Annotated in this window: 23 protein-coding genes and 2 tRNA genes; 4 read left to right on the top strand and 21 right to left on the bottom strand. The window is 71.1% G+C overall.

Annotated elements, in window-relative coordinates; translation table 11 throughout:
* Nucleotides 1-4 precede the first annotated feature (4 nt).
* From dacB to ASF17_RS04800, 12 genes are all read right to left on the bottom strand, one after another.
* Nucleotides 5-1,516: a D-alanyl-D-alanine carboxypeptidase/D-alanyl-D-alanine endopeptidase gene (gene dacB / locus ASF17_RS04855; protein ID WP_235476383.1), complete on the bottom strand. Its 1,512-nt coding sequence runs from the start codon at nucleotides 1,514-1,516 to the stop codon at nucleotides 5-7.
* A gap of 33 nt (nucleotides 1,517-1,549) precedes the next feature.
* Nucleotides 1,550-2,530, bottom strand: a complete 981-nt coding sequence (locus ASF17_RS04850) for a Gfo/Idh/MocA family protein (protein WP_055795963.1) — start codon at nucleotides 2,528-2,530, stop codon at nucleotides 1,550-1,552.
* 132 nt (nucleotides 2,531-2,662) lie between these two features.
* Nucleotides 2,663-2,735: transfer RNA gene (locus ASF17_RS04845), tRNA-Thr, on the bottom strand.
* Nucleotides 2,736-2,796: 61 nt separating this feature from the next.
* Nucleotides 2,797-3,477, bottom strand: a complete 681-nt coding sequence (locus tag ASF17_RS04840) for a TetR/AcrR family transcriptional regulator (protein WP_055795961.1) — start codon at nucleotides 3,475-3,477, stop codon at nucleotides 2,797-2,799.
* A gap of 14 nt (nucleotides 3,478-3,491) precedes the next feature.
* On the bottom strand, nucleotides 3,492-4,655 hold the full coding sequence (locus ASF17_RS04835; RefSeq protein WP_055795956.1) for a DNA polymerase III subunit delta': 1,164 nt from the start codon (nucleotides 4,653-4,655) through the stop codon (nucleotides 3,492-3,494).
* Entirely contained in the window at nucleotides 4,652-5,272 is a 621-nt protein-coding gene (gene tmk, locus ASF17_RS04830) for a dTMP kinase (protein WP_055795954.1), read from the bottom strand. The genes ASF17_RS04835 and tmk overlap by 4 nt, the downstream gene beginning before the upstream one ends.
* Complete coding sequence (topA, locus tag ASF17_RS04825) at nucleotides 5,272-8,184, bottom strand: type I DNA topoisomerase (RefSeq protein WP_055795951.1); 2,913 nt, start codon at nucleotides 8,182-8,184, stop codon at nucleotides 5,272-5,274. The genes tmk and topA overlap by 1 nt, the downstream gene beginning before the upstream one ends.
* Nucleotides 8,185-8,321: 137 nt before the next feature.
* Nucleotides 8,322-8,714 carry an Rv3654c family TadE-like protein gene (locus ASF17_RS04820; protein WP_055795947.1) on the bottom strand — a complete coding sequence of 131 codons (393 nt, stop codon included), beginning with the start codon at nucleotides 8,712-8,714 and terminating at the stop codon, nucleotides 8,322-8,324.
* On the bottom strand, nucleotides 8,711-9,067 hold the full coding sequence (locus ASF17_RS04815) for a TadE family type IV pilus minor pilin (RefSeq protein WP_055795943.1): 357 nt from the start codon (nucleotides 9,065-9,067) through the stop codon (nucleotides 8,711-8,713). Before ASF17_RS04815 ends, ASF17_RS04820 begins: the two co-directional genes overlap by 4 nt.
* Nucleotides 9,068-9,070: 3 nt before the next feature.
* Entirely contained in the window at nucleotides 9,071-9,316 is a 246-nt protein-coding gene (locus ASF17_RS04810; protein WP_055795940.1) for a DUF4244 domain-containing protein, read from the bottom strand.
* Nucleotides 9,317-9,419: 103 nt separating this feature from the next.
* Nucleotides 9,420-10,448 carry a type II secretion system F family protein gene (locus ASF17_RS04805; protein WP_055795937.1) on the bottom strand — a complete coding sequence of 343 codons (1,029 nt, stop codon included), beginning with the start codon at nucleotides 10,446-10,448 and terminating at the stop codon, nucleotides 9,420-9,422.
* Nucleotides 10,438-11,565, bottom strand: coding sequence for a TadA family conjugal transfer-associated ATPase (locus ASF17_RS04800; RefSeq protein WP_082475078.1), 1,128 nt, complete (start codon nucleotides 11,563-11,565; stop codon nucleotides 10,438-10,440). The genes ASF17_RS04805 and ASF17_RS04800 overlap by 11 nt, the downstream gene beginning before the upstream one ends.
* Nucleotides 11,566-11,942: 377 nt before the next feature.
* Between ASF17_RS04800 and acs the strand changes: the two genes are divergently transcribed.
* Entirely contained in the window at nucleotides 11,943-13,895 is a 1,953-nt protein-coding gene (gene acs / locus ASF17_RS04795) for an acetate--CoA ligase (RefSeq protein ID WP_055795934.1), read from the top strand.
* Between the two features lie 3 nt (nucleotides 13,896-13,898).
* Here the strand turns inward: acs and ASF17_RS04790 are convergent, their stop codons facing one another.
* Together ASF17_RS04790 and ASF17_RS15830 are read right to left on the bottom strand one after the other, a co-directional pair.
* The gene (locus tag ASF17_RS04790) at nucleotides 13,899-14,375 is read right to left on the bottom strand and encodes a RidA family protein (RefSeq protein WP_055795929.1); all 477 of its coding nucleotides are present in this window, start codon (nucleotides 14,373-14,375) and stop codon (nucleotides 13,899-13,901) included.
* On the bottom strand, nucleotides 14,375-14,533 hold the full coding sequence (locus ASF17_RS15830) for a hypothetical protein (RefSeq protein ID WP_200913435.1): 159 nt from the start codon (nucleotides 14,531-14,533) through the stop codon (nucleotides 14,375-14,377). Before ASF17_RS15830 ends, ASF17_RS04790 begins: the two co-directional genes overlap by 1 nt.
* 50 nt (nucleotides 14,534-14,583) lie before the next feature.
* Here ASF17_RS15830 and ASF17_RS04785 point away from each other — a divergent pair, with 50 nt between their 5' ends.
* The 3 genes from ASF17_RS04785 to ASF17_RS04775 all read left to right on the top strand — a co-directional run bounded on the left by ASF17_RS04785 (nucleotide 14,584) and on the right by ASF17_RS04775 (nucleotide 18,278).
* Nucleotides 14,584-17,160 (top strand): transglycosylase domain-containing protein, encoded by a 2,577-nt coding sequence (locus ASF17_RS04785; protein WP_055795927.1) that lies wholly within the window; start codon nucleotides 14,584-14,586, stop codon nucleotides 17,158-17,160.
* Between the two features lie 5 nt (nucleotides 17,161-17,165).
* Nucleotides 17,166-18,107, top strand: coding sequence for a metallophosphoesterase (locus tag ASF17_RS04780; RefSeq protein ID WP_055798215.1), 942 nt, complete (start codon nucleotides 17,166-17,168; stop codon nucleotides 18,105-18,107).
* A 97-nt stretch (nucleotides 18,108-18,204) separates the two neighbouring features.
* Nucleotides 18,205-18,278 (top strand) — tRNA-Pro (locus ASF17_RS04775).
* Between the two features lie 127 nt (nucleotides 18,279-18,405).
* Here ASF17_RS04775 and ASF17_RS04770 read toward each other — a convergent pair.
* The 7 genes from ASF17_RS04770 to ASF17_RS04740 form a co-directional block, all read right to left on the bottom strand.
* Nucleotides 18,406-19,011 carry a thymidine kinase gene (locus ASF17_RS04770; RefSeq protein ID WP_055795924.1) on the bottom strand — a complete coding sequence of 202 codons (606 nt, stop codon included), beginning with the start codon at nucleotides 19,009-19,011 and terminating at the stop codon, nucleotides 18,406-18,408.
* Nucleotides 19,011-19,760, bottom strand: coding sequence for a response regulator transcription factor (locus ASF17_RS04765; protein ID WP_082475076.1), 750 nt, complete (start codon nucleotides 19,758-19,760; stop codon nucleotides 19,011-19,013). Before ASF17_RS04765 ends, ASF17_RS04770 begins: the two co-directional genes overlap by 1 nt.
* On the bottom strand, nucleotides 19,747-20,889 hold the full coding sequence (locus ASF17_RS04760) for a hypothetical protein (protein WP_055795921.1): 1,143 nt from the start codon (nucleotides 20,887-20,889) through the stop codon (nucleotides 19,747-19,749). Before ASF17_RS04760 ends, ASF17_RS04765 begins: the two co-directional genes overlap by 14 nt.
* Nucleotides 20,886-22,142 (bottom strand): sensor histidine kinase, encoded by a 1,257-nt coding sequence (locus ASF17_RS04755; protein ID WP_055795917.1) that lies wholly within the window; start codon nucleotides 22,140-22,142, stop codon nucleotides 20,886-20,888. Before ASF17_RS04755 ends, ASF17_RS04760 begins: the two co-directional genes overlap by 4 nt.
* A gap of 150 nt (nucleotides 22,143-22,292) precedes the next feature.
* Nucleotides 22,293-23,387 carry an Rv2578c family radical SAM protein gene (locus tag ASF17_RS04750; protein WP_055795914.1) on the bottom strand — a complete coding sequence of 365 codons (1,095 nt, stop codon included), beginning with the start codon at nucleotides 23,385-23,387 and terminating at the stop codon, nucleotides 22,293-22,295.
* A 56-nt stretch (nucleotides 23,388-23,443) separates the two neighbouring features.
* Nucleotides 23,444-24,922 carry a malate:quinone oxidoreductase gene (locus ASF17_RS04745; RefSeq protein ID WP_082475075.1) on the bottom strand — a complete coding sequence of 493 codons (1,479 nt, stop codon included), beginning with the start codon at nucleotides 24,920-24,922 and terminating at the stop codon, nucleotides 23,444-23,446.
* Between the two features lie 95 nt (nucleotides 24,923-25,017).
* Nucleotides 25,018-26,079 carry an aspartate-semialdehyde dehydrogenase gene (locus tag ASF17_RS04740; RefSeq protein ID WP_055795911.1) on the bottom strand — a complete coding sequence of 354 codons (1,062 nt, stop codon included), beginning with the start codon at nucleotides 26,077-26,079 and terminating at the stop codon, nucleotides 25,018-25,020.
* Between the last annotated feature and the right edge of the window lie 13 nt (nucleotides 26,080-26,092).

Genomic DNA, 26,092 nt, shown 5'->3' with positions numbered 1-26,092 from the left:
GACCTCATTCTCCTGACAGATCGCCGCCGCAGCGATACACCGCGGCGGTCAGCGTGTCGAGCGCGGCGCGGGCGTCGTCGCGGACGTCGCCGATGGCGTAGAACGCGAAGGCGAGACGGGTGCCGTCGGCCGCGTCGATGCTGCCGGCCAGCGTGTAGGCCGTGTCGATCCAGCCGGTCTTCGCGTGCACGGCCCCGGCGGCGACCGCGTTCTCACCGGTGAAGCGGGCGGCGAGCGTGCCGGTCCGCCCCGAGATCGGCAGGGCGTCGTAGACGACGCCGAGTCCGCCGCGTCGGTCGGCGACGGCGATCATCAGATCCGCGACGACCGTCGCCGGCACCGCGTCGTTCTCGCTGAGCCCCGATCCGTCGACGATGGTCGTCGACGACGTGTCGAGCCCGTACGCCGACGCGAGGACGGACCGGTAGAGCGGGGTCAACGAGGCCGACGAGCCGTCGGCGCCGGACACCCGGGACGAGACCCGGGCGAGCATCTCGGCGAGGGTGTTGTCGGACGTCGGCAGCAGCTGCGAGATCAGGGTCGAGACGGGCTGCGAGCGGACCTCGCCGAGGACGACCGTGCCGGTCGCCGTCCCCTGCGCCATGACGGCCGTCTCCGCCCCGACGACACCGGCGTCGACGAGAGCCGCCCGGAACGCCTCGCCCGCCCGCGCGACCGGGTCGGTGCTGCGCGGGCTCGTCTGAGCGGTCGGGTCGGCCCGGTCGCCGTCGACCATGAGCGCCGTCACCTCGGAGTGGTAGCCGATGGTCTGCTCGGTCCGCTTCCACGACGGGTCCCACTCGTCCGCCTGATCCCAGTAGGTCGCGTCGAGGGTGATGCGCGTGACGGACGCGTCGCCCAACCCGCTCCTCACCTGCGCGGCGAGGTCGCTCAGCTTCGGGGCGCCGGCGTAGACGCTCGGGCCGGCCGCAGCGCTGAGGGTCGCGTCGCCGCCGCCGACGAGGGCGATCGCGCCGCCGCCGGCATCGCCCGTGACCCGGGTCGACAGCCGGTGGTCCGGCCCGAGCACCGACAGCGCGACCGCGCTCGTGAGGGTCTTGAGGACGCTGCCGGTGCGAGCGGGCGTGGAGCCGTCGCGGTCGAACAGCACGTCACCGGACGCGGCGTCGAGGACGGCGCCCTCGAACCGGGCGAGACGGGGATCGGCGGCGGCCGCCGCGACCGAGCACGTCCGGACGGGCGTCGCCGTCGGCGCGGCTGTCGTCGGCGTCTCGGTCGGGGCGGGCGTCGGCGTCGGGGACGAGATCGGCGTCGCCGAACGGCTCGGGGTCGGAGGCGTCGGCGAGACCGACGCCGTCGCGGCGACCCCGGTCGACGGCGCCGACGGGCCGGTCACGGCGCCCGCGGCGAAGGCCCCGCCGCCGAGCAGCACGAGCACCGTGACGGCCGCCGTGGCCCGAGCCCCTCGGGGGTGGTCATGGAGGAGGCGCGCGACGGTCGATCGCGCGCCTCGCCTCCGCCGACGCTCTCGCCTGACACCCGACTGCTCGTCCATCCGAGGCAGTCTACGAAACGCGCGCCGCGCCTCCTACTCGCCGGGGTAGCGGACGCCGAGCTGCCGGCGCATCTCGTCCATGGTGCGCATGACGTCGATGATGCCCGACGTCGGCAGCAGAGGGCTCTCGCGCTCCCCCGCCGCGACGACCCGGTCGAGCTCGATCGCCTGGTGATGGAGCCCGCGCAGCGACCCCTCGTCGGAGTCGTACCGCTCGATGACGGCGTCGTCGCTGTCGTAGACCGTGAAGCCGACGGGCGTGTACCAGGTCGCGTCGACCTCGATGCGACCCGCCGTCCCGTGGATCACCGCGACGTTGTGACCCGACGAGTCGAGGGCCGAGTACAGCTGAGCCGACGCGCCGCTCTCGTAGCCGAGCGAGACCGAGTGCCGGGCGTCGACGCCCTGGTCGCTGAGCACGCCCACGGTGCGGATGTTGCTCGGGGCTCCGAGGATGTCGTGCGCGAACGAGACCGGGTAGACGCCGAGGTCGAGCAGCGCTCCCCCGCCGAGCGCGGGGTCGTTGAGGCGGTGGCGCGGGTCGGTCGGAAGCGACTGGAGATGCAGCGCCGTCAGGAGGCGCACCTCGCCGATGGTCCCGGAGCGCACGATCGCCCGCAGACGCGCGCTCTGCGGCAGGTAGCGCGTCCACATGGCCTCCATGACGACGACGCCCGCGGCCGCTGCCGCGTCGACGACGGATTGCGCCTCGGCGGCCGTGATGGTGAACGACTTCTCGACGAGGACGTGCTTGCCCGCGGCGATCGCCAGCAGCGCCTGCTCCGCGTGGAACACATGCGGGGTGGCGACGTACACCGCGTCGACGGTCGGGTCGGCGACCAGGTCGTCGTAGCCGCCGTGCGCGTGCGCGATGCCGAAGCGGTCGGCGAACTCCTGCGCCTTGGCCGCGTCACGCGAGCCGACCGCCGAGACCGGCAGCCCCGCCCCCAGCACGTCGGAGGTGAAGTCGTGGGCGATGCCGCCCGCGCCGAGTATTCCCCATCGAATCGTCATGCCCCCTGTCTACCAGGCGGGGCCGGGGCGGCGGGACGACCGGGGCTGCGGGGCTGCAGGGCGCTCGATGTCCGCGGGTCGCCCACCGGACGACGAAAGCCCCGATCCATCGGGATCGGGGCTTTCTGTCGGAGCCGCTTTGGGGAATCGAACCCCAGACCTTCTCATTACGAGTGAGACGCTCTACCGACTGAGCTAAAGCGGCGGATACCGGTCGAGACCGGGAACCCGTGCCTCTCGGCACGAATAGATACTGTACCGGATTCTCAGAGTTCCCGTGACACGAGGCGTCGGAGGTCGGCGAAGCTGTCGTCCATCCGGGCTCGCAGGCTGAACCGGTAGTCGCCGAGGTGCTCGACGTCGTCGTCCTCGATCCACTCGGCCCAGGCGTGACGCAGCGTGGCGATGACGACCAGCGCCACCAGGTTCGCGCGGCTGGCGATCGACTCGGCGCCGTCGAGGCCGTCGGAACCCTCGATGGTCGACGCTAAGCGGTCGTCGGACGCGAGGCGCTGCGCGACGACGGCGGTCACGCGCTCCTCGAACACCCGCACCGACGCCATGCGCCGGGCGAACAGCTCGGGGTACGCGCGGAGCACCGCCCGCCGACGCTGCACGAGCCCGCGATCCGTCGTGGCCGTGGTGGCCGCGTGATCGAGCAGATGCACCAGGCCGTCGAGGAGCGATCCGTCGTGGTCGTCGATGAAGGCCGTGAGCTCGGCACCCTCGGACAGCTGAGGCGGGTCGCCGACGACGGCCTCTTCTTTGGACGTGAAGTAGTTGAAGAACGTGCGCGGGGAGACGTCGGCTCGGCGGCTGATCATGTCGACCGTGACGGCCTCGAGGCCGTGCTCGCCGATGAGGTCGAGCACGGCGACCTGGATCGCCCGCCGCGTGGCCAGGCGCTTCCGTTCGCGGAGACCGGGGGCGGCGGGGAGGTCGCTCATCAGGCCATCTTGCCTCACCTGACCGCGTGTCTGCTGATGGCGACGAGCATGGCCTCGAGCGCGAGCACCGGCGAGACGTTCGACTCGATGCGCCGGCGGGCGACGGCGATGGCATCCATCACCGCGAGGGTGCTGGCCGGCGAGGAGGCGCGGGTCGCGTCGTCGAGGCGGCCTCGCATGCTCTGATTGATCGGCTCGTCGGCGACCCCGAGATGCAGCAGCAGGACGTCGCGGTAGAGCGAGAGCAGGTCGACCATGATGCGGTCGATGCCGTCCCGGAGACTGCGGGTGGCCCGGCGCTTCTGGTCGTCGTCGAGCGCGCGCAGCTGGCTGCGGAGGGCCGGCGGGACGGTGCCGCCGGGCTCTACCCCGAGCGACCGGAGCGCACTGGCGCGCTCGTCGGCGTCCCGCTCCGTCGTGATCGCCTTGGCGTCGTCGCCCGCCACGGCGAGGAGCGTGGCGGCGGCCTGCACGGCGTCCGAGACGGAGCGGATGGCGAGAGCGGTCTCGAGTGTGCGTCGACGGCGGTCCCGGGCCTCGGGGTTGGTGGCGAGACGGTGCGCCATGCCGATGTGGCTCTGGGCCTCGCGCGCAGCGACGAGGGCGGTGTCGTGATCGACACCGTCCCGACGCTCGATGAGGGCGGCGACGTCGGCCACCGAGGGGACGCGCAGCCGCACTCCGCGGACGCGCGACCGGATCGTGGGGATCAGGTCGGCCTCGCTCGGCGCACAGAGGATCCAGACCGTGCGGGGCGGCGGCTCCTCCAGCGCCTTGAGCAGCAGGTTCGACGTGCGCTCGGTCATCCGGTCGGCGTCTTCGATGACGACCACGCGGTAGCGGCCGACCGAGGGCGAGAACTGCGACGCGGCGACCAGCGACCGGACCTCGTCGATCGTGATGATGATGCGCTCGGTGCTGAGGACGGCCAGATCGGGGTGCGATCGAGCTCCGACCTGGCGGATGGTCGCAGCCGCGTCGTCGTCGCCCCGGGCCAGCAGCGCGGCGGCGAACGCGTACGCGAGATTCGATCGCCCCGACCCCGGAGGGCCGGTGATCAACCACGAGTGCGTCATCGACGAGTTGCCGGGTTGCGTCGAGGCGGCGGCGCGCAGGGTCTCGATCGCCTCGGTCTGCCCCGTCAGGCCGTCCCAGAACGACCCTGCCGTGACGGTCACGCCAGCAGACCGGAGACGCGTCGGCGGATGACCTCGGCGATCTCGGACTGGGGCCGGGTGGCGTCGATGACGACGAAGCGGTCGGGCTCCGACTCGGCGATCGCGAGGTACGCGGCCCGCACCCGCGCATGGAACTCGGCCTTCTCGGACTCGAGGCGGTCGTAGTCGGTGCGCGCGCCGTCGAGCCGGCGCCGGCCCTCGAGCTCGTCGAGGTCGAGCAGCACGGTGACATCGGGCGCGAGACCGCCGGTCGCCCAGTCGGACAGGGTCCGGATCTCGTCGCCTCCGAGCACGCGGCCGGCACCCTGGTACGCGACGGACGAGTCGATGTACCGGTCCTGGAGCACGACGTCGCCCCGATCGAGGGCCGGCCGGACGAGAGTGTCGACGTGGTGGGCCCGATCGGCGGCGTAGAGCAGCGCCTCGGCCCGGGGCGCGATGTGACCTCGTCGGTGCAGGACGATCTCACGCAGCTCGACGCCGAGATCCGTGCCACCCGGCTCTCGCGTGCGGACCACCGAGCGACCGCTTTCGACGAGCCAGGCCTCGAGCAGGCCGGCCTGGGTCGTCTTGCCCGAACCGTCGCCACCCTCGAGCGTGATGAAGAGCCCCGCCACTACTCGGACGGCTTCTCGGCGGCCGGCTTCTCGGCGGCGGTCGTCTTCGCGGCAGCCGGCTTCTTGGCCGCCGGCTTCTTGGCAGCGGTCGTCGTCTTGGCGGCGGTCGTCGTCTTGGAAGCGGTCGTCTTCGCGGCGGCCGGCTTCTTCGCGGCGGGCTTCTTCGCCGCCGGCTTCTTAGCGGCCGGCTTCTTCGCGGCGGGCTTCTTGGCCGGCCCCTTGGCGCGCTTGTCGGCGATCAGCTGCACGGCCCGATCGAAGTCCACCTCCTCGACGGTCTCGCCACGGGGGATCGTGGCGTTCGTCTCGCCGTCGGTCACGTACGGACCGAATCGGCCGTCCTTCACCTTGATGGGCTTGCCGCTGACCGGGTCGGCCTCGAACTCCTTGAGCGCGCTGCTGGCGCGCTTCGCGCCGTACTTCGGCTGGGCGTAGAGCTCGATGGCGCCAGCCAGATCGATGTCGAAGATCTGATCCTCGCTGGTGAGCGACCGGGTGTCGGCTCCTTTCTTGAGGTACGGACCGTAGCGGCCGTTCTGGGCCTGGATCTCCTCGCCGCTCTCGGGGTCGACCCCGACGACGCGCGGGAGGTCGAGCAGACGCAGGGCGGTCTCGAGATCCACCGTGTCGACGTGCATGCTCTTGAAGAGCGACGACGTGCGCTCCTTCGGCGCGGCCTTCTTCGCGGGAGCCCTCTTCGGCTTCGCCGCAGCGGGCTCGGCGACGGCGGGGGTCGCCTCGACGACCTCGCCCGTGCTCGGGTCGGCCTCGACCTCCTCGGGGGTGCGCTCGGTCACGTACGGACCGAAGCGGCCGTCCTTCGCGACGACCTCCTTGCCGGTCTCGGGGTTGACGCCGAGCACGCGGTCGCCGACGACCGGCGCATCGATCAGCTCTCGAGCCTTCGCGGCGGTGAGCTCGTCGGGGGCGAGGTCCTCCGGGACGTTGACGCGTCGAGGGGTCTCGGGGTCTGCGCCGGGTGCCTCGAGATAGGGGCCGTAGCGTCCGATGCGGAGCGTCAGACCCTCGCCCAGCGGGATCGAGTTGATGTCCCGAGCGTCGATGTCCCCGAGGTTGTCGATCACCTTGCGGAGGCCCCGGTGCTGCTCGTTTCCGAAGTAGAAGCCATTGAGCCAGTCGACCCGGTCGGCGTCTCCCCCGGCGATGAGGTCGAGGTCGTCTTCCATGCTGGCGGTGAAGTCGTACTGCACGAGGTCGCCGAAGTACTCCTCGAGCAGGCGAACCACCGAGAACGCGATCCAGTTCGGCACCAGCGCGGTGCCCCGCGGGGTCACGTAGCCGCGGTCGACGATGGTCGACATGATGGCGGCGTAGGTCGACGGACGCCCGATCCCGAGCTCTTCGAGGGTCTTGACGAGGCTGGCCTCCGTGTAGCGCGGCGGAGCGCTCGTGTCGTGCCCCTTGGCCTCGATCTCGTCGAGGGAGAGCGACTGACCGACGGTCAGCGGGGGGAGCTTGGCGTCGGCGGGCTCCGCCGAGCCGTGGCGGTCCTCGTCGCGCCCCTCTTCGTAGGCGTTGAGGAAGCCGCGGAACGTGATGACCGTTCCCGAGGCGGTGAACTCGGCGAGCGTGCCCTCGGCGGCTCGGGACGCGATGCCCTCGACGGCACCCGGTGTCGTCGCGGCGACGACGACCGAGGCCGTCGAGCCCTTCGCATCGGCCATCTGCGACGCGACGGTGCGCTTCCAGATGAGGTCGTAGAGCTTCCAGTCGTTGCCGCGGAGCGAGCTCGACATCTCGGACGGGGTCCGGAAGGTGTCGCCCGACGGCCGGATCGCCTCGTGCGCCTCCTGAGCGTTCTTGCTCTTGCCGGTGTAGAGCCGGGGCTTGGCCGGGACGGTCTCGGCGCCGTACAGCTTCGACGCCTGGTTGCGCGCCGCGTCGATGGCCTGCTGCGAGAGCGACGGCGAGTCGGTCCGCATGTAGGTGATGTGGCCGTTCTCGTAGAGCGACTGGGCGACGCTCATGGTCTGACGAGCCGAGAACCGGAGCTTGCGCGCCGCCTCCTGCTGGAGCGTCGATGTCGTGAACGGCGCCGCGGGACGGCGCGTGTAGGGCTTCGACTCGACCGAGGTGACCTCGATCGCGACGCCGTCGGACTCCAGGGCGCGGGTGAGAGCCTGCGCCGTCGTCTCGTCGAGCGAGACCGACTCGCTCTTCAGCTGACCGCGGTCGTCGAAGTCGCGACCGCTCGCGACCCGCGAGCCGTTGACCCGGACGAGCTTCGACGAGAATGCGACCGACCCGCTCGAGGGCTCGAACGTCGCCGTGAGATCCCAGTAGGTGGCCGACACGAACGCGAGACGCTCGCGCTCGCGATCGACGACCAGGCGGGTGGCGGCCGACTGGACACGGCCCGCCGACAGACCCGGCCCGACCTTGCGCCAGAGGACCGGAGAGACCTCGAACCCGTAGAGGCGGTCGAGGATCCGACGCGTCTCCTGCGCGTCGACCAGCGCGGTGTCGAGCTCGCGGGTGTTCTCCTGCGCCTTCTGGATCGCGTCTTTGGTGATCTCGTGGAACACCATCCGCTTGACGGGGACCTTGGGCTTCAACTCCTGGAGCAGGTGCCACGCGATGGCCTCGCCCTCGCGGTCCTCATCAGTGGCGAGGTACAGCTCGTCCGCGGTCTTCAGCGCGCGCTTGAGATCGGCGACGGTCTTCTTCTTGGCGTCGGAGACGACGTAGTAGGGCTCGAAGCCGTTCTCGACGTCGACGGAGAACTTGCCGAGCGAGCCCTTCTTCATCTCGGGCGGGAGGTTCTTCGGCTCGATGAGGTCGCGGATGTGGCCGACGGATGCGAGGACCTCGTATCCGCTGCCGAGGTACTGGGCGATCGTCTTGGCCTTCGCGGGCGACTCGACGATGACCAGTTTCTTCGTGCCTGGCACGGGACTCCTTGGATTGTGGAACGTGTACGGCCGATCGAGAGAGATCGGCGGGGCCGGGGGACGATGTCCCTCCGGGCCGGGTGCGACGGGCTGGCTGCCGACAGGCACACCATACACACACCGCACTCGCGACTTGCTCACGGCGTGGTCGAGGGTCGAGGCGCCGCGTCCGGTGGTGGTCCCGCCGTCGCGGACGCCGTCACGGAGACGGGGCCGAAGGCGCTCGACACTTGGACGGTCACGACGGGGCCGTCGGTCCGACATGAGAGGAGGGTCGTCCCGTTCGCCGCGGCAACACGACCCGCGACATCGCAGACGGCGCCCGCTGTCAGCCCGGCGGCGACGTCGGCGCCGGCCAGGGCGGACGCGTCGGCAGCGCCGGCCGCCCTGCTGCGCTCCACGAGGGCGCCCGACGCGATCGACGTGGCGACGACGAGGGAGACGACGGCGACCAGCGTTCCGACGGCGACCACGGATGCGGACCCGGAGTCGTCGCGGAGACTGTGACGCTCGAGCTCCGAGCGGGTCATCCGCCCGCCGTGGGGGCGCAGCTCCGCCCGGACAGCTGCACCGCCTCGACCGGCCCCAGATCCACGGAACGCGTGAGCCGCACGCAGATCAGATCGCCCTCGACCGACGTGACCATCACCGCACCCGGAGCCAGAGCGGCGAGCGTGCCCGGCACCGAGTCGGCTCCGCCTCGCGCGGTCTGCCGGGCGACGACGGCGGCTGCGTCGGCCAGTCGGATGGTCTGCACACCGGCGCCGGCGACCATCACGGCGAGCCCGAGGACGGACAGGAGGGCCGGCACCACGAGGGCGAACTCGGCGACGACGCTGCCGTCGTCGGCTGCGAGACGAGGACGCACGGTGCGGGGCCGCACACGTCAACCCACCGTGAGCGCGGATCGGACCAGATCGGAGAGGGTCCCCCTGACCTCGTCCGACCGCATGATGACGACCAGGAGTCCGGCGAACCCGACGGCCGCCATGATGACGATGGCGTACTCGGCGGTCGCCGCCCCGTCGTCGGCCGCGAGCAGTCGCCGGAGGGCGCCGGGGGTGGACGGGCTGGTCTGCGAGGGGAAGGAGGGGGTCGGATCGGGCCGTTCAGAGACGAATCGCGTTGTCACGGTGTTCCTTACTGTTCTGGGGGCCACCGTCTGTGGCCTGGATCGAGTCTCGGAGACGAGGGACCGGGTCGGTCGACGGGGCGTTCCCGGGTGGGGACGTCGGTCACCAGGTGGCCGTTGTGGAGGAGACGAGCGACACCACGAGCGGCACGACGGCGACGACGAGGAAGGCCGGCAGCACGCAGAGACCGAGCGGGAGCATGAGCGTCGACCCCAGACGCGCGGCCGCCGCCTGAGACGCCGCAGCGGACTCGAGGCGGCGTTCGCGAGCGGTGGCACGGAGCAGCTCGACCGCCGGGGCGCCGGCCCGGCGCGAGAGGTCGAGGACGTCGAGGCAGTCCTGCTCGGGGTCCGGGGCAGTCGTCGGCACCGCACCCGCAGCCGCACGCGTCGGAGCGCCCGGCACGGCCTCGCGGGCGATCGCCGCCGGGAATCTCGCGAACGCCCCTCGGACCAGGCCGAGGCCCTTCTCCCAAGACGCGCCACCCGACACGGCGACGGCGAGGAGCTCCAGACGGAGTCCGGGCACCGGCCCCCGGGGGGTCGCCCGTGCCACCAGCTTCGCGTTCCAGGCTCGGGCCACGCCGACGAGCGCTCCGCCGAGCCCGAGGCACGACCACCCGATCGGCGTCGCGAAGAGGACGCCCGCCGTGTCGAAGCCCATGCCGAGCGAGAAGAGGAGTCCGACCGGAGGGAGGGCGAGCACGATGCGGCCGGTCGATCGAGGGCCGCTCAGGGCCACGTCGACCTCGCGCCGCGCCGCCTCCGCCGCCCGGAGCCCCACCACGAAGGTCCGCAGACAGTCGGCCAGCGGCGCTCCGCTGCGCTCCGCGACGTACCAGGCGGATGCCACCTGCTGCCAGTCGAGCTGATGCCGCAGCCGGTCGCGCGAGCCGGCGAAGACCTCGCCGTCGAGGGCGGCCCCCAGGGCATCGGAGATCGCGGTGCCCGTGACCGCCTCGTCGGCGACGGCGGTCGTCACCGTCCGCACGGGTCCTGGCGGCTCCGACTCCGCCACATGGCGCCACGCCGACGCCGGGACGACGCCGGCGGAGAGCAGCACGGCGATCCGCTCGACGACCGTCGACGCCGGGGTGACGGCGACGGGACGCCCGGCCCGCTCAGCCGCCACGTCGGCCGAGCCCCGGTCGAGCGACGAGGGCGCCGCGTCCGTCGAGCACGAGCCGCCCCACCTGAGCGAGGCGGCGGCCCTCGGGCGTCCGCTCGAGGTGGAACACCGCGTCGAAGGCGCTGACGGCCTGGCGGGCCAGGGCGTCGGGGCTCAACCCGGCGACCGCGCCGAGGGCCTCGAGCCGCGCGGGGACGTCGGCGAGGCCGTTCGCATGGAGGGTGCCCGCGCCGCCGTCGTGTCCGGTGTTGAGCGCCGAGAGGAGGTCGCGCACCTCGACGCCCCGGCATTCGCCCACGACGAGCCGATCGGGGCGCATCCGGAGGGCCTCGCGGAGGAGCCGAGCGAGATCGACGCCTCCGACGCCCTCGAGATTGGGCTGTCTGGCCTCGAGCGCCACGACGTGGGGATGATCGACCCGCAGCTCGGCGACGTCCTCGAGGGTCACGATGCGATCGGAGGGATCGGCCTCCGAGAGCAGGCCCGCCAGGAACGTCGTCTTGCCCGCGCCTCCCGCCCCGGTGATGAGGACGTTCGCCCGTCGCGCCACGCACTCCCTCACCTCGGTCTCGTCGACCGCGGCGAAGAACCCCTGCGCGGACAACGCGTCGAGAGAGAGGGGTGCGCGTCGCGGGAGGCGGATGGAGAGCAGGGTCCCCACGGTCGAGACGGGCGGAAGGACGACGTGGACGCGGATGCCCTCGTCGAGACGCACGTCCACGCACGGGCTCGCCTCGTCGACGTGACGGCCGCCCGCGGCGACGAGTCGTGTCGCCAACGCCCTCGCCGCCTCGTCCGAGAGATGCACGAGGCCGTCCGGTCGCAGGCCGGAGCCGCGGTCGACCCAGGTGCCTCGTCCCCCGTTGACGAAAACGTCGGTGACCCCGGGCTCGTCGATCAGGTCACGGAGGGGCCCGAAGGGTGCGCCGCGCGAACGGTCAGGGTATCGGTGTCCCCCGTTCTGCCGCTCTGTACCCCGGTCGATGATCGGACCCGTCACGAGCGCGGGGACGAACCGGCCCGAGCCCGACTCCCGGGTGAGCCCCGGGTGACCGGAGGCGGACGAGCCGGAGGCGGACGGGAGGACGGGGAGGGCGGGAGCGACCGACGGAAGGGACATGCTCGGACGCTAGAGCCGGCCGCGTCCGAGCAGACGGTTCGGTCTGGTGACTGGGGAGAGGCCGCCTCGGCATCGATCTGTGGAGGGGTGGTCTCGCTCACCCGTCGAGGGTGACCGACGGGTTAAAGAAAGAGGGGCGGCGCCGATTGGGGGGAACCGGCGCCGCCACCGCAACACGCGATTGGGGGGAATCAGCGCATTGCGAGTCGGAACTGAATCCGACTACGTCAACTGTACCCCAGGATGACCGCCGCGCGCCACGACCGACGGGACGGATCACCGATAGCGGACAGACCCCGACGGACCGGCCCTCGGGGGTAGTGTCGGCTCCTACGCGGCTGACCCCGCGCCTCCCGCAATGACGCGAAAGGAACGCCATGGCCGACGGACAGCCGACGCCCCAGCCCGAGGGGCGGGTCTTCGCGCCCGACCCCGTCTTCGCCGCCGAGGCGGTCGCCACGACCGAGCTCGCAGCACGCGCCCGCGCGGACCGCCTCGCGTTCTGGGCCGAGCAGGCGGACGAGTCCGTGACCTGGGGACGACGACCCACCGAGACCCTCGACTGGTCCGACCCGCCGTTCGCGAGATGGTTCGCCGACGGCACGCTGAACGTCGCCTACAACTGCCTCGACCGCCACGTCGACGCCGGTCACGGCGAGCGCGTCGCCCTCCTCTGGGAGGGCGAGCCGGGTGACTCCCGTTCGATCACGTACGCCGAGCTGACCGCCGACGTGAAGCGCGCGGCGAACCTCCTGTCGTCGCTCGGAGTCGGGCCGGGCGACCGGGTGGTCGTCTACCTGCCGCAGATCCCCGAGGCCGTGGTCGCCATGCTCGCGATTGTCCGGCTGGGCGCGGTCCACTCCGTCGTGTTCGGGGGCTTCAGCGCCGAGAGCCTCCGCGCTCGCATCGACGACGCCGAGGCGACGCTCGTGATCACGGCCGACGGCGGCTGGCGGAAGGGCGCCGTCTCGCCCCTCAAGCCCGTCGTGGACGCCGCGCTGGCCCTCGACGGCCCGTCGACGGTCGCGAACGTGCTCGTCGTGCGCCGGGGCGAGAACGAGATCGACTGGGTCGCCGGGCGCGACCTCTGGTGGCACGAGGCCCTCGAGGGCGTCGGAGGCGACCACGTCGCCGAGCAGTTCGATGCCGAGCACCCGCTGTTCATCCTCTACACGAGCGGCACCACCGGGAAGCCCAAGGGCATCCTCCACACCTCGGGCGGGTACCTGACCCAGGTCGCCTACACGCACCGGAACGTCTTCGACCTGCGGCCCGAGACCGACGTCTACTGGTGCACCGCCGACGTGGGCTGGATCACCGGGCACAGCTACGTCGTCTACGGCCCCCTGGCCAACGGCGCCACCCAGGTGCTCTACGAGGGCACCCCGGACTCCCCCGCGCCCGGCCGCTGGTGGGACCTGATCGAGAAGTACGGCGTGACGATCCTCTACACGGCGCCGACGGCGATCCGGGGGTTCATGAAGGCGGGGCGCGAGATCCCGCAGGCGCGCGATCTGTCGTCCCTGCGCCTCCTCGGCTCCGTCGGCGAGCCGATCAACCCCGAGGCCTGGCTCTGGTACCGGGAGGTCATCGGGTCGGGGCGGACCCCGATCGTCGACACCTGGTGGCAGACCGAGACGGGCGCGATGATGATCTCGCCCCTGCCGGGCGTCACGACGACCAAGCCGGGTGCGGCGCAGACGCCGGTTCCGGGCGTCGTGATCGATGTCGTCGACGACCAGGGCGTCACCGTGGCGCCCGGCGAGAGCGGCCTGCTGGTGATCACCGAGCCGTGGCCGTCGATGCTGCGGGGCATCTGGGGCGACCGCGAGCGCTACGTCGAGACGTACTGGGGCCGATTCGGCGACCGCTACTTCGCGGGCGACGGCGCGAGGCGGGACGACGACGGCGACATCTGGCTGCTGGGCCGCGTCGACGACGTCATGAACGTCTCAGGCCACCGACTGTCGACCGCCGAGATCGAGTCCGCGCTGATCTCGAACCCCCTCGTGGCCGAGTCGGCCGTCGTCGGGGCGTCCGACGAGACCACGGGTCAGGCGGTCGTCGCGTTCGTCGTGCTGCGGAACAAGAAGAAGGAGAGCGTGAGCCCCGAGGAGGCGGCGGCCCGGTTGCGCGCGCACGTCGCCGACCGCATCGGCGCCATCGCGCGCCCGCGGACGGTCGTGCTGGTCGACGAGCTGCCGAAGACCCGCTCGGGCAAGATCATGCGCCGGCTGCTGCGCGACGTCGCCGAGGGGCGCGAGGTCGGCGACACGACGACCCTCGCCGACTCGGCGGTGATGAACGTCATCACCGCCGAGATGCGGTGAGCGTCAGGCGGGTCGGACCTCGAGCACGATCTCGACCTCGACGGGCGAGTCGAGGGGCAGCACGGCCACGCCGACCGCGCTGCGGGCGTGCACGCCCGCGTCGCCGAAGACCCGGCCGATGAGCTCGGAGGCCCCGTTGATCACGCCGGGCTGTCCGCTGAAGCCGGGATCGGAGGCGACGAAGCCGGTCACCTTGACGACGCGGACGACGTCGTCGAGCGAGTCGAGCACCGAGGCGGCGGCGGCCAGGGCGTTGAGGGCGCTCGTGGCCGCGTGCTCCTTGGCGGCGGCGGGGTCGACCAGCCCCGGGCCGTCGCCCACCTTGCCGGTCGCCGGCAGGACGCCGTCGACGAAGGGCAGCTGACCCGCCGTGTAGACGTACGACCCCGTGCGGACGGCGGGCACGTAGGCGCCGGCCGGGGTCGCGACGCCCGGCAGTTCGAGGCCGAGCTCGGCGAGCCGGTCGCCGACGACGGACATCAGTCCGCCTGCTTCGGTCGCTTGAACCAGGCGACCGGGCCGCCCTCGGGTCCTTGCGTCACCTGCACGAGCTCCCAGCCGTCACTCCCCCAGTTGTTCAGGATCGCGGTGCTGTTGTGCACCATGAGCGGCGTGGTCATGTACTCCCAAAGGACCATTTGTGGTTCCGTTCAGCTTGGATTTCCGGGTCATCACTTACCCTGATCTTATGTCTGCCCCAAAATCGAAGCCGACTTCCGTCGTCGGCGCGCTCTTCGGCTTCGTCGGCTTCAGCGTCCTCGCCGGTCTGCTGGTCACCATCGGCGTCACTCCCGCCATCGCCGTCGCCGGAATGACCGCCTCCAGCTCGATCGGCGTGTTCGAGTCGATCCCCGAGTACATCGAGATCGGCAAGCTCCAGCAGCGCAACGTGCTGTACGGCAAGCAGAACGGGAAGGACGTCCCGTTCGCCACCCTCTACGCGCAGAACCGCGTCGCCCTCAAGTGGGACGAGGTCTCGCCGAACCTCAAGAACGCCGTCGTGGCCGGTGAGGACCGCCGCTTCTACGAGCACGGCGGCGTCGACCTGACGTCTCTCGTCCGGGCCGGCGTCGGATCGCTCGCCGGAGGGCTGGGCGAGAGCGGTGGAGGCTCGACCCTGACGATGCAGCTCGTGCGGAACATCCGTCTCGCCGAGGCGCAGGAGCTCACGGGCGACGCGCAGACCAAGGCCATCCAGGAGGCCAAGGAGGTCAGCATCGAGCGAAAGCTCCAGGAGATGAAGTTCGCCATCGGCCTCGAGAAGAAGTACAGCAAGGACGACATCCTGCTCGCCTACCTGAACATCGCGTACTTCGGCGATCAGGCGTACGGCGTCCAGGCGGCTGCGCAGCACTACTTCAACAAGCCCGCCTCAGGCCTGACGGCCGTCGAGGCGGCCAGCCTCATCGCGATGGTGCAGTACCCCGAGAAGCGGAACCTCGCGACCCCCGACAACTACAAGGCCAACGTCGACCGCCGCGATGTCATCCTCGCGAGCATGCTCGGCGAGGGCTACCTCGATCAGAAGGCCTACGACGCCTCCATCGACGACGCCCCCGAGACCTACGTCAAGCTGACGCAGCCGACCCAGGGCTGCGTGGCCGTCACCTCGCCCGGAGCCCAGCAGTTCTGCGACTACGTCAAGAAGAGCATCAAGGACATCCCGTCGCTCGGGAAGGACGCCGCCGAGCGCGACGCCAACTGGCGCACGGGCGGCTACAAGGTCTACACGACGATCAACCTCGATCTGACCGCCAACGCGCGCACCCAGATCGACCGCTACGCACCGCCGACCGAGCCGGCCCTCAACCTGGGCAGCGCCGTGAACTCGGTCGAGGCCGGCACGGGCCGCGTGGTCGTCATGGCGCAGAACCGCAGCCTGAACGAGGACCCCGAGGTCACCGACCCGAACGTCACGGCCATCAACTACAGCACCGACAAGCCCTACGGCGGTTCGAGCGGGTTCCAGACCGGGTCGACGTACAAGCCCTTCACGCTGATCAACTGGCTGCAGAACGGGCACGGGCTCTCCGAGGTCGTCAACGGCACGCCGAGGGCCTTCACCCCGATGACGGTCGACGGGCAGCAGTACAGCACCGTCGACGGGCAGTTCCCCCGAGGGTTCGCACCCAAGAACGACGACGGCCGGAACCCCGGATACGTCACGGCTCAGCGTGCGACGGCCTTGTCGATCAACACGGCGTACGCGGCCATGGCGCAGAAGCTCGACCTGGCGGACATCCGCGATGTCGCCAGCTCGCTCGGAGTCCACCGTGCCGACGGGGCCGAGCTGCTCACCAACACGTCGTCGTTCCTCGGGACGAACGAGATCGCCCCGCTGACGATGGCCGCCGCCTACGCCGGCATCGCGGCCGGCGGCAAGTACTGCAAGCCGATCATCGTCGACCAGATCGTGGACGCCGACGGCAAGGAGATCGGCGGACAGCCGCAGGAGTGCAACCAGGCGCTCGACCCGGCCATCGCCGCAGCCACCATCCAGGGCATGTCCCAGCTCTGGTCGGGCGGCGGCACCGGTGTCGGCGCCCTGCCCGCCGACGGGCTGCCCGAGATCGGCAAGACCGGCACCACCACCGAGAAGGACCAGATCTGGCTGGTCGGGTCGACCAGCAAGCTGGCGACCGCGGTCTGGATGGGCAACGTCAAGGGCAAGGTCAGCCTGCGGACGGCCTACTCGCCCGCCACCGGCACGACCTACGCCACCGCTCGCGCCGGCTTCTTCCGCGACGTGCAGACGGTCAACAACACCGTCTACGGCGGAGGCGCGTTCCCCACGGCCGATCCCAGCGTCGTCCGCGGCAGCGCCGCCCAGGCCCTCCCCGACCTGAGCGGACAGACCGCCGAGCAGGCGGCCGCCACGCTCCGCGGCATCGGACTGAGCTACGTCGACGGCGGTCAGCAGGAGTCGACCGCCCCCATCGGGACGGTGTCCGCCACGTCGCCCGCCGCCGGCACGCAGGTGTCGTCGGGTACGGCCGTCACGGTCTACACGAGCGTCGGCACGAACGCCGCGGCCGTGCCGAACGTCGTCGGAGCGAACTACGACGACGCCGTCGAGGCCATCGGCGCCGCGGGCTTCGACCGGTCGAAGATCGTGCTGGCCGGCTACACCGTGGGCACCGAAGACAATCAGTGCGAGGTGTCGCTCATGGAGCCGGGCGGAGGGGCCTCCGTCGACAAGGGCGCCTCCATCGCGATCCAGCTCTACGGCAACGCCGAGGGTCGCGACCCGGGCGACTGCACGTGAGCCCACTGAGCGCCGGAAGGACGACGGCCGCGACCGCGATGGTGGGCGCGGCCGTCGGCCTGGGCGCATTCGCCTGGGGTTCGCTCGTCGAACGCAACCGCTTCACGGTGCGGCACGAGGTGCTGCCGATCCTCGAGTCGGGCTCGCGCAGCCTGACGATCCTCCACCTGAGCGATCTGCATCTGGCTCCCTGGCAGACCGAGAAGCAGGAATGGATCCGCGGGCTCTCGGTCTACGAGCCCGATCTCGTCGTCAACACGGGCGACAACATGGGGCATGTCGATGCTCATGATGCGCTGGAGTACACCCTCGAGCCGTTCCGCGACACGGCCGGCGTGTTCGTCCACGGCTCGAACGACTACTACGGCCCGACGCCGAAGAACCCGTTGGCGTACTTCGGCGGCCCGAGCAAGGCGCACCGGACGCCGACCGCCCTCGACATCGGCCGCATGGAGTCGTTCTTCGCCGGTCTCGGCTGGCTCGACCTGAACAACACCGCACGGGCCATCGAGATCCGCGGCTCGCGACTCGAGCTGTTCGGGGTGAACGACGCGCACCGCGGCTGGGACCGCCTCGACCGCCTCCCCGGTGCCCTCGACGACCTCCGCGAGAACGTCGGCTGGCAGGACGACCGCGGTGGCCCCGACCCCATCAGCATCGCTCTCACCCACGCGCCGTACCAGCGGGTCCTGAACTCGTTCGTGACGAACGGCGCCGACGTCGTGTTCGGCGGGCACACGCACGGCGGGCAGGTCCGCGTGCCGGGCTACGGCGCCCTGGTGACCAACTGCGACATCCCCCGCAGCAAGGTCAGCGGCCTCAGCACCTGGAGTCATGCCCGCAGGACGGCGCACCTCGAGATCTCCGCCGGTCTCGGCACCTCCATCTACGCGCCCGTCCGGTTCGACTGCCGCCCCGAGGCCGTCGTGCTCACGCTCACCGCCTGAGACCACGTCGAGCCGGTCGAGCCGGTCACGGACGACCCCATTCGTTTGCTAACATGATCAGGTTGCACCGGCAGCAGAGCATCGCAGCCGGCCACATCGGGGTGTGGCGCAGCTTGGTAGCGCGCCTCGTTCGGGACGAGGAGGTCGTGGGTTCGAATCCCGCTACCCCGACACCAGAGAATGGCCCCGCCTTCGGGCGGGGCCATTCTCGTCTCACGTCCCGTCCGCCCGTGGGCGAGCCCGCCCTCGAGGCCCGACCGGCCCCTGCGCCCGTCAGCGGCGATCTGCGGCGTCCGGGTCAGGTGAGACGGCCGCCGCTCTCGGCGAGGTAGCACGCCCCGCACAGCGACTCGTAGGTGACCTCATGGCCGTCGATGGCGACCTGGTCGCCGTCGAAGACGAAGCGGCCGTCGATGGTCCGAGCGTTGAACACGGCCTTGCGCCCGCACCGGCAGATCGTCTTGAGCTCCTCCAGCGAGTGCGCCACCTCGAGCAGACGCCGGCTGCCGGGGAACGCCATCGTCCGGAAGTCCGTCCGGATGCCGTAGGCGAGGACGGGCACCCCCTCGAGGATCGCGATGCGCAGCAGGTCGTCGACCTGGCGCGGCTCCAGGAACTGGACCTCGTCGACGAGCAGGCAGGCGATGTCGCTGCCCGTCGCCGCGCGGACGCGCGCCCGCTCGGCGCAGAACACCTCGAGCACGTCGTCGCCGGGAGCGAAGGCGACGTCGGCGGTGCGGGTGACGCCGAGCCGCGAGACGATCTGGTCATCGCCCTTGGTGTCTACGCGGGGCTTGGCGAGGACGACCCGCTGCCCGCGCTCCTCGTAGTTGTAGGCGGCCTGCAGCAGAGCCGTGCTCTTGCCGCTGTTCATCGCGCCGTAGCGGAAGTAGAGCTTCGCCACTACTGCAGGTAACCGTCTTCGGCGGCCCGTCGGATCAGCTCGGACTTCTTGCTCGCCGGGCGATTCGCCTTGGCGTACTTCTCGCGGACCCGCCGGAGGTAGGTCTTGGCCGTCTCGTACTGCACGTTCATCTGCTGCGCCACCTCGTTGGTGCTGAAGCCGGAGACGTAGAGGCGGAACGCCTCGGACTCGCCCGCGCTCAGCTTCGGGCGGCTCTGGTTCGTCGCCCCGACGGGGAGGGGGCGCCAGTCCCGCTGCGGCGAGGCGTCGCGTGCGACGCCCATGACCTGACGAGCGGCGTCCATGACCTCGCGCATGGGCAGCGACTTCGACAGGAACGCCGAGGCTCCCGCCTCGAGCGCCCGCTCGCGGGATTCGCGCGTATCGAGGCTCGACAGCACGATGACCTTCGCGCCTGCGGCGCGGCAGGTCCGCACACGGGCCTCGATCGACACGGGCTCCTTCAACTGGAAGTCGAGGAACACCAGATCCGTGGGGAAGTTGTCGCTGTGGACCAGCTGCAGCCACGTGTGCGCCGTGAGCACGAGGTCGAAGTCGAAGGCGTTGACGTTGATCCAGCTCGAGAGGCTGTCGAGCAGCACCTCGTGGTCGTCGAGGATGGCCAGTCGCACCCGACGCGTCGAGGGATCGTCGCCGGCCGGCCCCACGGTGCTCCACGACGGGGCCGCCGCGGGTCGCGAGAAGCCGGGACGGTGCGACGAGCGGTCGCTCGACTCAGTGCTGGTCATAAGAAAACCTTAGTGTCAGGTGAGGAGGGGTCACGTCGACGACGAGGTCGTCGTAGACCACCCGCAGGACGGCGAAGTAGGGTGCGAGCCGGTGTCGGATCGTGAGGTCGGATGCGCGGGTGGCGACGGTCAGTCGGACGTCGACCCGCGCCTCCTCGGCTCGGAGGACGAGACGGATGTCGGAGGCGTCGACGACCCCCGTGTCGGCGAACGCCACGATCAGCGCCCGCAGGGCCGTGCGGTGGTCGTCGGCCATCTCGCCGGCGATGTGCGCCGGGTCGTCCACCGTGCCGCGGACGGCGACGGACGACGCCGTGAGCAGGTGCTCGAGCCAGCTGCGGTCGGCCTCGGCCACCATGGTGCCTCGCAGGGTCTCGGCGATGGTCCGGGCCCTCGCGCCGTCGTCGGCCGTCACCTCGCCGGACTCGATCAGGCGGGTGAAGAACGGCACGACGTCGCGGTTGAGGATCGTCACGCGGTCCTGCTGGACCGACCTCGCGATGCTGGCCCGGAGCCCGTCGGTGCTCTCGCGCCGATACGTCACCGCCCGTTCGACCCAGCGGTCGACCAGGGCGACGAACGTGCTGGAGAAGGTCGCCCCCGCCAGCGACAGGGCGAGGACGGGCGTGACGGCGACGACGACGTAGAGCCCGGTGGGGAGTCCGGCGGCGAACGACGGTCCCTCGGCGGCGATCACGCCGCCCACGACGACCGCGAGGGCGACGCCGACGATCGCGATCTCGCGACCGGGGCGGTAGGGAGCCAGCCCGAGCACGAGCACGCCGATCGCGACGGGGACCCAGTCGTCGCGCACCAGCGCGTTGTGGCCCGCGGTCGACGCACCCGAGAGCACGGCCGATCCGGCGAGGAGCACCGTCATGATGACCACGTACCTCCGGCGGAAGGGGGCGCGGGAGGGGCGGGAGACCACGACGAGGATGACTCCGGCCGCCATCAGCGCCGCCAGGGCGCCGACGGCCACCGGCCAGGACACGACGTCGTCACGGGAGACGGTCGTGAGGACGACGGCGTAGACGCCGGCCGCGACGCTCGCGAGCAGCGTCAGAGGACCGGCGCTCAGCGCACCCAGCGGATCGACCTGCTGAGGCGTGCGCTCACGGCGCCTCACGCCGCTCCCTCGACGCGGACGGGCCCCGTGCCGAGATCGCGTCCGGTGACATCTCGCGGCGCAGGAGGCTCCGGGGTCGCGTCGACCGCGACGCGGATGACGACGCTCGTGCCGCTGCCCGGCGACGACCAGATCTGCACGGAGCCGCCGACGCGCTCCATACGGGCCTGCACGGAGTTCTTGAGCCCCAGCCGGTCGGCCCCGGTCGTCTGCGGATCGAACCCGACCCCGTCGTCGATGACCATGACCGACACGTCGCCGCCGTCGCCGTAGACGACCACCTCGGCCCGCGTGGTGCCGCTGTGCCGCTCGACGTTGACGAGGCACTGCGCCACGGCGAGACCGAGGGCCTGCTCCTGATCGGGACGGAGGCGGGCCACGGCGCTCACGTCGCCGGTCACGCCGACCTCGAGGCCCGAATCGCGCGCCGACTCCACCGCGACGGCGAGCTCGCTGCGGTGCCAGTCGCGAGCGCTACCCTCGGCGGCGCGTCCGGCCAGCCACTCGCGGCCGACGAGGGTCTCGAGATCCCGTGACATGGCGCTCGCCACCCGCGGATCGAGAGGCCCGGGTGCGCTGGTGGCGACGGCGGCCAGGTGGCTGAGGACGGTGTCGTGCAGCAGGGCGGCCGCCTGCTGCTCGATGTCGTGACGGATGCCCTGCATCTGCTGGTCGAGCGCGGCGCGGTGGAGGCTCGGCTGGGCCCGGCGGGCACGATCGCGGGCCACGATGCCCCAGCCGACCGTGACAACGACCAGGACGTACGCCATTCCGGTGGCCACGTCGAACCGGGACGCCTGGCCGGTCTGCCAGGTCGCCGCCTGGGTGCCCACCTCGCCGAGGACGAACGCGATGGTCGCCCACAGAAGGCCCAGTCGCGGCTGCCGCCCACTGCCGCCGACCATGATCAGCGCGATCTTCGGCAGCGACAGCGAGAACGCGTCGGACGACTGCACGGCCGGCACCTGCGCGAGGAGCGTGATGGCGTACCAGTACGTCCCGGCCGAGCCGATCGCGAGATAGGCGGCGATGGACGTCGCCGTGCGTCGCCTCTCGACGACGACGATGAGGGCGATCATGGTCGCCACGGCCGCGAGGGCGGGCCAGAGGATGTACCCGGGGCGGGTCGCCTGATTGATGAGCAGCACCAGGGACGCGCTGCCCAGCATGACGCAGGCGATGACGTGACAGGCTCGCGCGACGGCACGGCCGGTGCTCTGCGGAGCCAGGTGAGCCGGGAGGCCGAGAAGCATGCGGCCTCTTTCTCGTCGATGGGCGGGCAGATAGAAGTATGCCTGAACATGGACTTTCGGTGTACCCCGTTATCGGGGGGATGAGCCGGGAACGGCCTTCCACCCGGCGCTTTTGTGCCCCGATCGACCTCTGGACGCGCTCGAGGGTCGTCAGAAGAGCCGAGGATGCGCGGTGCGCGAACCACCCGGGAGCTCGGCCGACAGCAGGGCCCGGCCCGCGACGCCCTCCGCGCGGTCGCCCAGCGCGTCGTGCACGCGCGATCGGGTCGATCCCGTCGCCGGATCGGCGCGACCCCGCTCGAGGCCGTACTCGGCCAGCAGGGGCCGCAGGCGCGCCGCCAGCCACTTGCGATAACCCGTGGGCGCGTAGGTGCCGCGGGCGTAGAGATCGGCGTATCGCTCGACCACGTCCGGTCGCTCGCGACCCAGCCAGGCGAAGAACCACTCTTTGACGCCCGGCTTGAGGTGGAGCGCGCTGTACATGACGCTGGTCGCCCCCGAGTCGCGGACCGCCGCCAGGGCCGTTCGGAGATGGTCGACGCCGTCGGTCAGATACGGCAGGACCGGCATCATGAAGACGGAGACGTCGAGACCGAGGTCGCGAGCCGCTCGGACGGTCGCCAGGCGCGCCGCGGTGGTCGGGGTGCCCGGCTCGAGGGACTGCTGCAGCTCGTCGTCGTAGACGGCGATGGACATGGCGATGTCGACCGGTACATGCTGGGCGGCCTCGGCCAGGAGCGGCAGGTCACGACGGAGGAGCGTGCCCTTGGTCAGGATGCTGAACGGAGTCCCCGAGTCGGCCAGGGCCGCGATGATGCCCGGCATGAGCCGGTAGCGACCCTCGGCCCGCTGATACGGGTCGGTGTTCGTGCCGAGGGCGACCGGCGCGTTCTGCCACGACGGCCGGCGCAGCTCACGGGAGAGGACCTCGGCGACGTTGACCTTGACGACGATTTGGCGATCGAAGTCGTCACCGCCGTCGAGATCGAGGTACTCGTGGGTAGAGCGGGCGAAGCAGTAGACGCAGGCGTGGCTGCAGCCGCGGTACGGATTGATCGTCCAGCCGAAGGGGAGCGCCGAATCGCCGCCCGGCACGCGATTCAACGCGCTCTTGGCGAGGATCTCGTGGAAGGTGACGCCGGCGAACTCCGGCGTCGTGACCGACCGCACCACCGAGGAGAGTTTCGCCAACGGAGGGAGCGCGGCGTCGCTCTCGACGTCGACTCCCTGCCCGCTCCACCGCATGCCTCATTCGAACACATGTTCGATGCCGAGTCAAATGAGCCCGGAACGCGGAGCGGTCAGGAGCGGATGCCCAACGCCTCCGCGGTCGCGCCCAGGGTCGCCGCGGCCCGGGCCTCGTCCGCCGCGAGGGGCGAGCCGTAGCTCGGGATCATGCGTCGGAGGGTGGGCTCCCAGTCGGTCATCCGCGAGGGGAAGCATCGACCCAGCACGTCGAGCATGATCGGCACGGCCGTCGACGCCCCGGGCGACGCGCCGAGGAGGCCGGCGATGGAGCCGTCGGCGGCGGAGACGACCTCGGTGCCGAACTGCAGCACGCCGCCCTTCTTCGCATCCTTCTTGATCACCTGGACCCGCTGCCCCGCCGTGATCCGGTACCAGTCCTTCGGGTCGGCGTCGGGGACGAACTCTCGCAGCGCCTCGAACTTCGTCGCCTTGCTGGCCGCCAGCTGGCCCACGAGGTACTTCACCAACGAGAGGTTGGCCAGGCCGGCACGGATCATCGGGTAGAGGTTGTGCGGCCTGATCGACGCGAAGAGGTCGAACCACGAACCGCTCTTGAGGAACTTCGGACTGAACCCCGCATAGGGTCCGAACATGAGACTGGCCCGCCCGTCGACGACGCGGGTGTCGAGGTGCGGGACCGACATCGGCGGCGAGCCCACGGCCGCCTTGCCGTAGACCTTCGCCTGATGGCGGGCCACGATGGCCGGGTCGTCGGTGCGGAGGAACTCCCCGCTGACGGGGAACCCGCCGAAACCCTCGATCTCTCGGATCCCCGACTTCTGCAGGAGGTTCAGGGCTCCCCCGCCGGCCCCGACGAACACGAACGAGGCCTCGATCTCGACGGGTGCGCCGCCGGAGGGTCGCGCGGAGATGATCCATCCACCGCCCGGTCGGCGCGTGAGACCGGTGACCCGGTGACCGAGACTCAGCTCGGCGCCGCCGGCGGTGAGGTCGTCCATGAGGAGGCGCGTGAGACTCCCGAAGTCGACGTCCGTTCCGGCGGCGATGCGCGTCGCGGCGATCGGCTGCCCGAGAGGCCGCTGGGACGTCAGGAGGGGCGCCCACTCGGCGATCCTCTCGCGGTCGGTGCTGAACTCGAGACCCTGGAAGAGCGGGTGCCCGCGGAGGGCCTCGAACCGCTTGCGGAGGTACTCGACGTTCGCGTCGCCCCAGACGAAGCTCATGTGCGGACTGGAGTTGATGAAGGCGGAGGGCTCCGGAAGGGAGCCCTCGGCGACGAGGAACGACCAGAACTGCCGCGAGACCTGGAACTGCTCGTTGACCTTGACGGCGCTGCTCGTGTCGATCGTGCCGTCGGCCCGCTCGGGCGTGTAGTTCAGCTCGCAGAGTGCCGAATGACCCGTGCCGGCGTTGTTCCAGGGGTTGCTCGACTCGAGCGCCACGTCGTCCAGCGCCTCGAGGATCCGGATGGTCCAGTCGGGTTCGAGCTGCTTGATCATGGCGCCCAGCGTGGCGCTCATGACGCCACCGCCGATGAGGGCCACGTCGACGGGCTTCTTCGCATCGTTCACGAGCGCCAGTCTAAGCCCCGGCCCTCGTCGGGCCGCCGGAGCCCTCGGCGGGGTGTCTCGATGTCGAGACAGCCCGCCGGGAGCCGGGATGCACGTCAGGCGCTGAGCGAGGCCGCTCGGTCGGCGGCGACGATCTCGGCGATCTGCACGGCGTTCAGCGCCGCTCCCTTGCGGAGGTTGTCGTTGCTGATGAAGAGGGCCAGCCCGCGGTTGCCGGGCACGCCCTCGTCCTGGCGGATGCGCCCGACGTAGCTCGGGTCCGAGCCGGCGGCCTGGAGCGGGGTGGGGACGTCGGTCAGCACGACGCCGGGGGCGTCGGCCAGCAGCTCCTTCGCCCGGGCGGCGGTCAGCTCGGTCGAGAACTCGGCGTTGATCGACAGCGAGTGACCCGTCAGGACGGGGACCCGGACGCACGTGCCGCTGACGAGCAGCTCGGGGCGCTCGAGGATCTTGCGGCTCTCGTTGCGCAGCTTCTTCTCTTCGTCGGTCTCGTCGAGACCGTCGTCGACGAGGGAGCCGGCCAGCGGGATGACGTCGAACGCGATGGGTCGCACGTACACCTGCGGGTCGGGCATCGTCACGGCGGATCCGTCGTGCACGAGCGCCTCGGCACCCTGCTCGAGGGCGGCCTTCGTCTGACCGATGAGCTCGTCCGCGCCCTTGAGCCCGCTGCCCGAGACCGCCTGGTAGGTGCTGACGATCAGTCGCTCGAGACCGGCCTCGGTGTCGAGGACCTTGAGCACCGGCATCGCGGCCATCGTGGTGCAGTTCGGGTTCGCGACGATGCCCTTGACGGCCTCGCCGATCGCGTGCGGGTTGACCTCGCTCACGACGAGGGGCACCTCGGGGTCCATCCGCCAGGCGCTCGAGTTGTCGATGACGAGGGCGCCGGCCGCGGCGAAGCGGGGAGCGTGGGCCCGCGAGCCGGTGGCGCCGGCCGAGAAGAGCGCGATGTCGAGTCCCGTCGGATCGGCGGTCTCGATGTCCTCGACGACGATGTCGGCGCCGCGGAACGGCAGAGTGGTGCCGGCCGAGCGGGCCGTCGCGAAGAAGCGGATCTCCGAGAGCGGGAAGTCCCGCTCGTCGAGGAGCCGCCTCATGACCTTGCCGACCTGACCGGTCGCGCCGACCACGCCGACGCGCAGACCTTCAGCCATCGTTGTCTCCTGG

Source organism: Frigoribacterium sp. Leaf263, from assembly GCF_001422285.1.
Taxonomy (GTDB): domain Bacteria; phylum Actinomycetota; class Actinomycetes; order Actinomycetales; family Microbacteriaceae; genus Frigoribacterium.
Note: the sequence above shows the minus strand (reverse complement) of the source record. Positions and strands in the feature narration are given on the sequence as shown.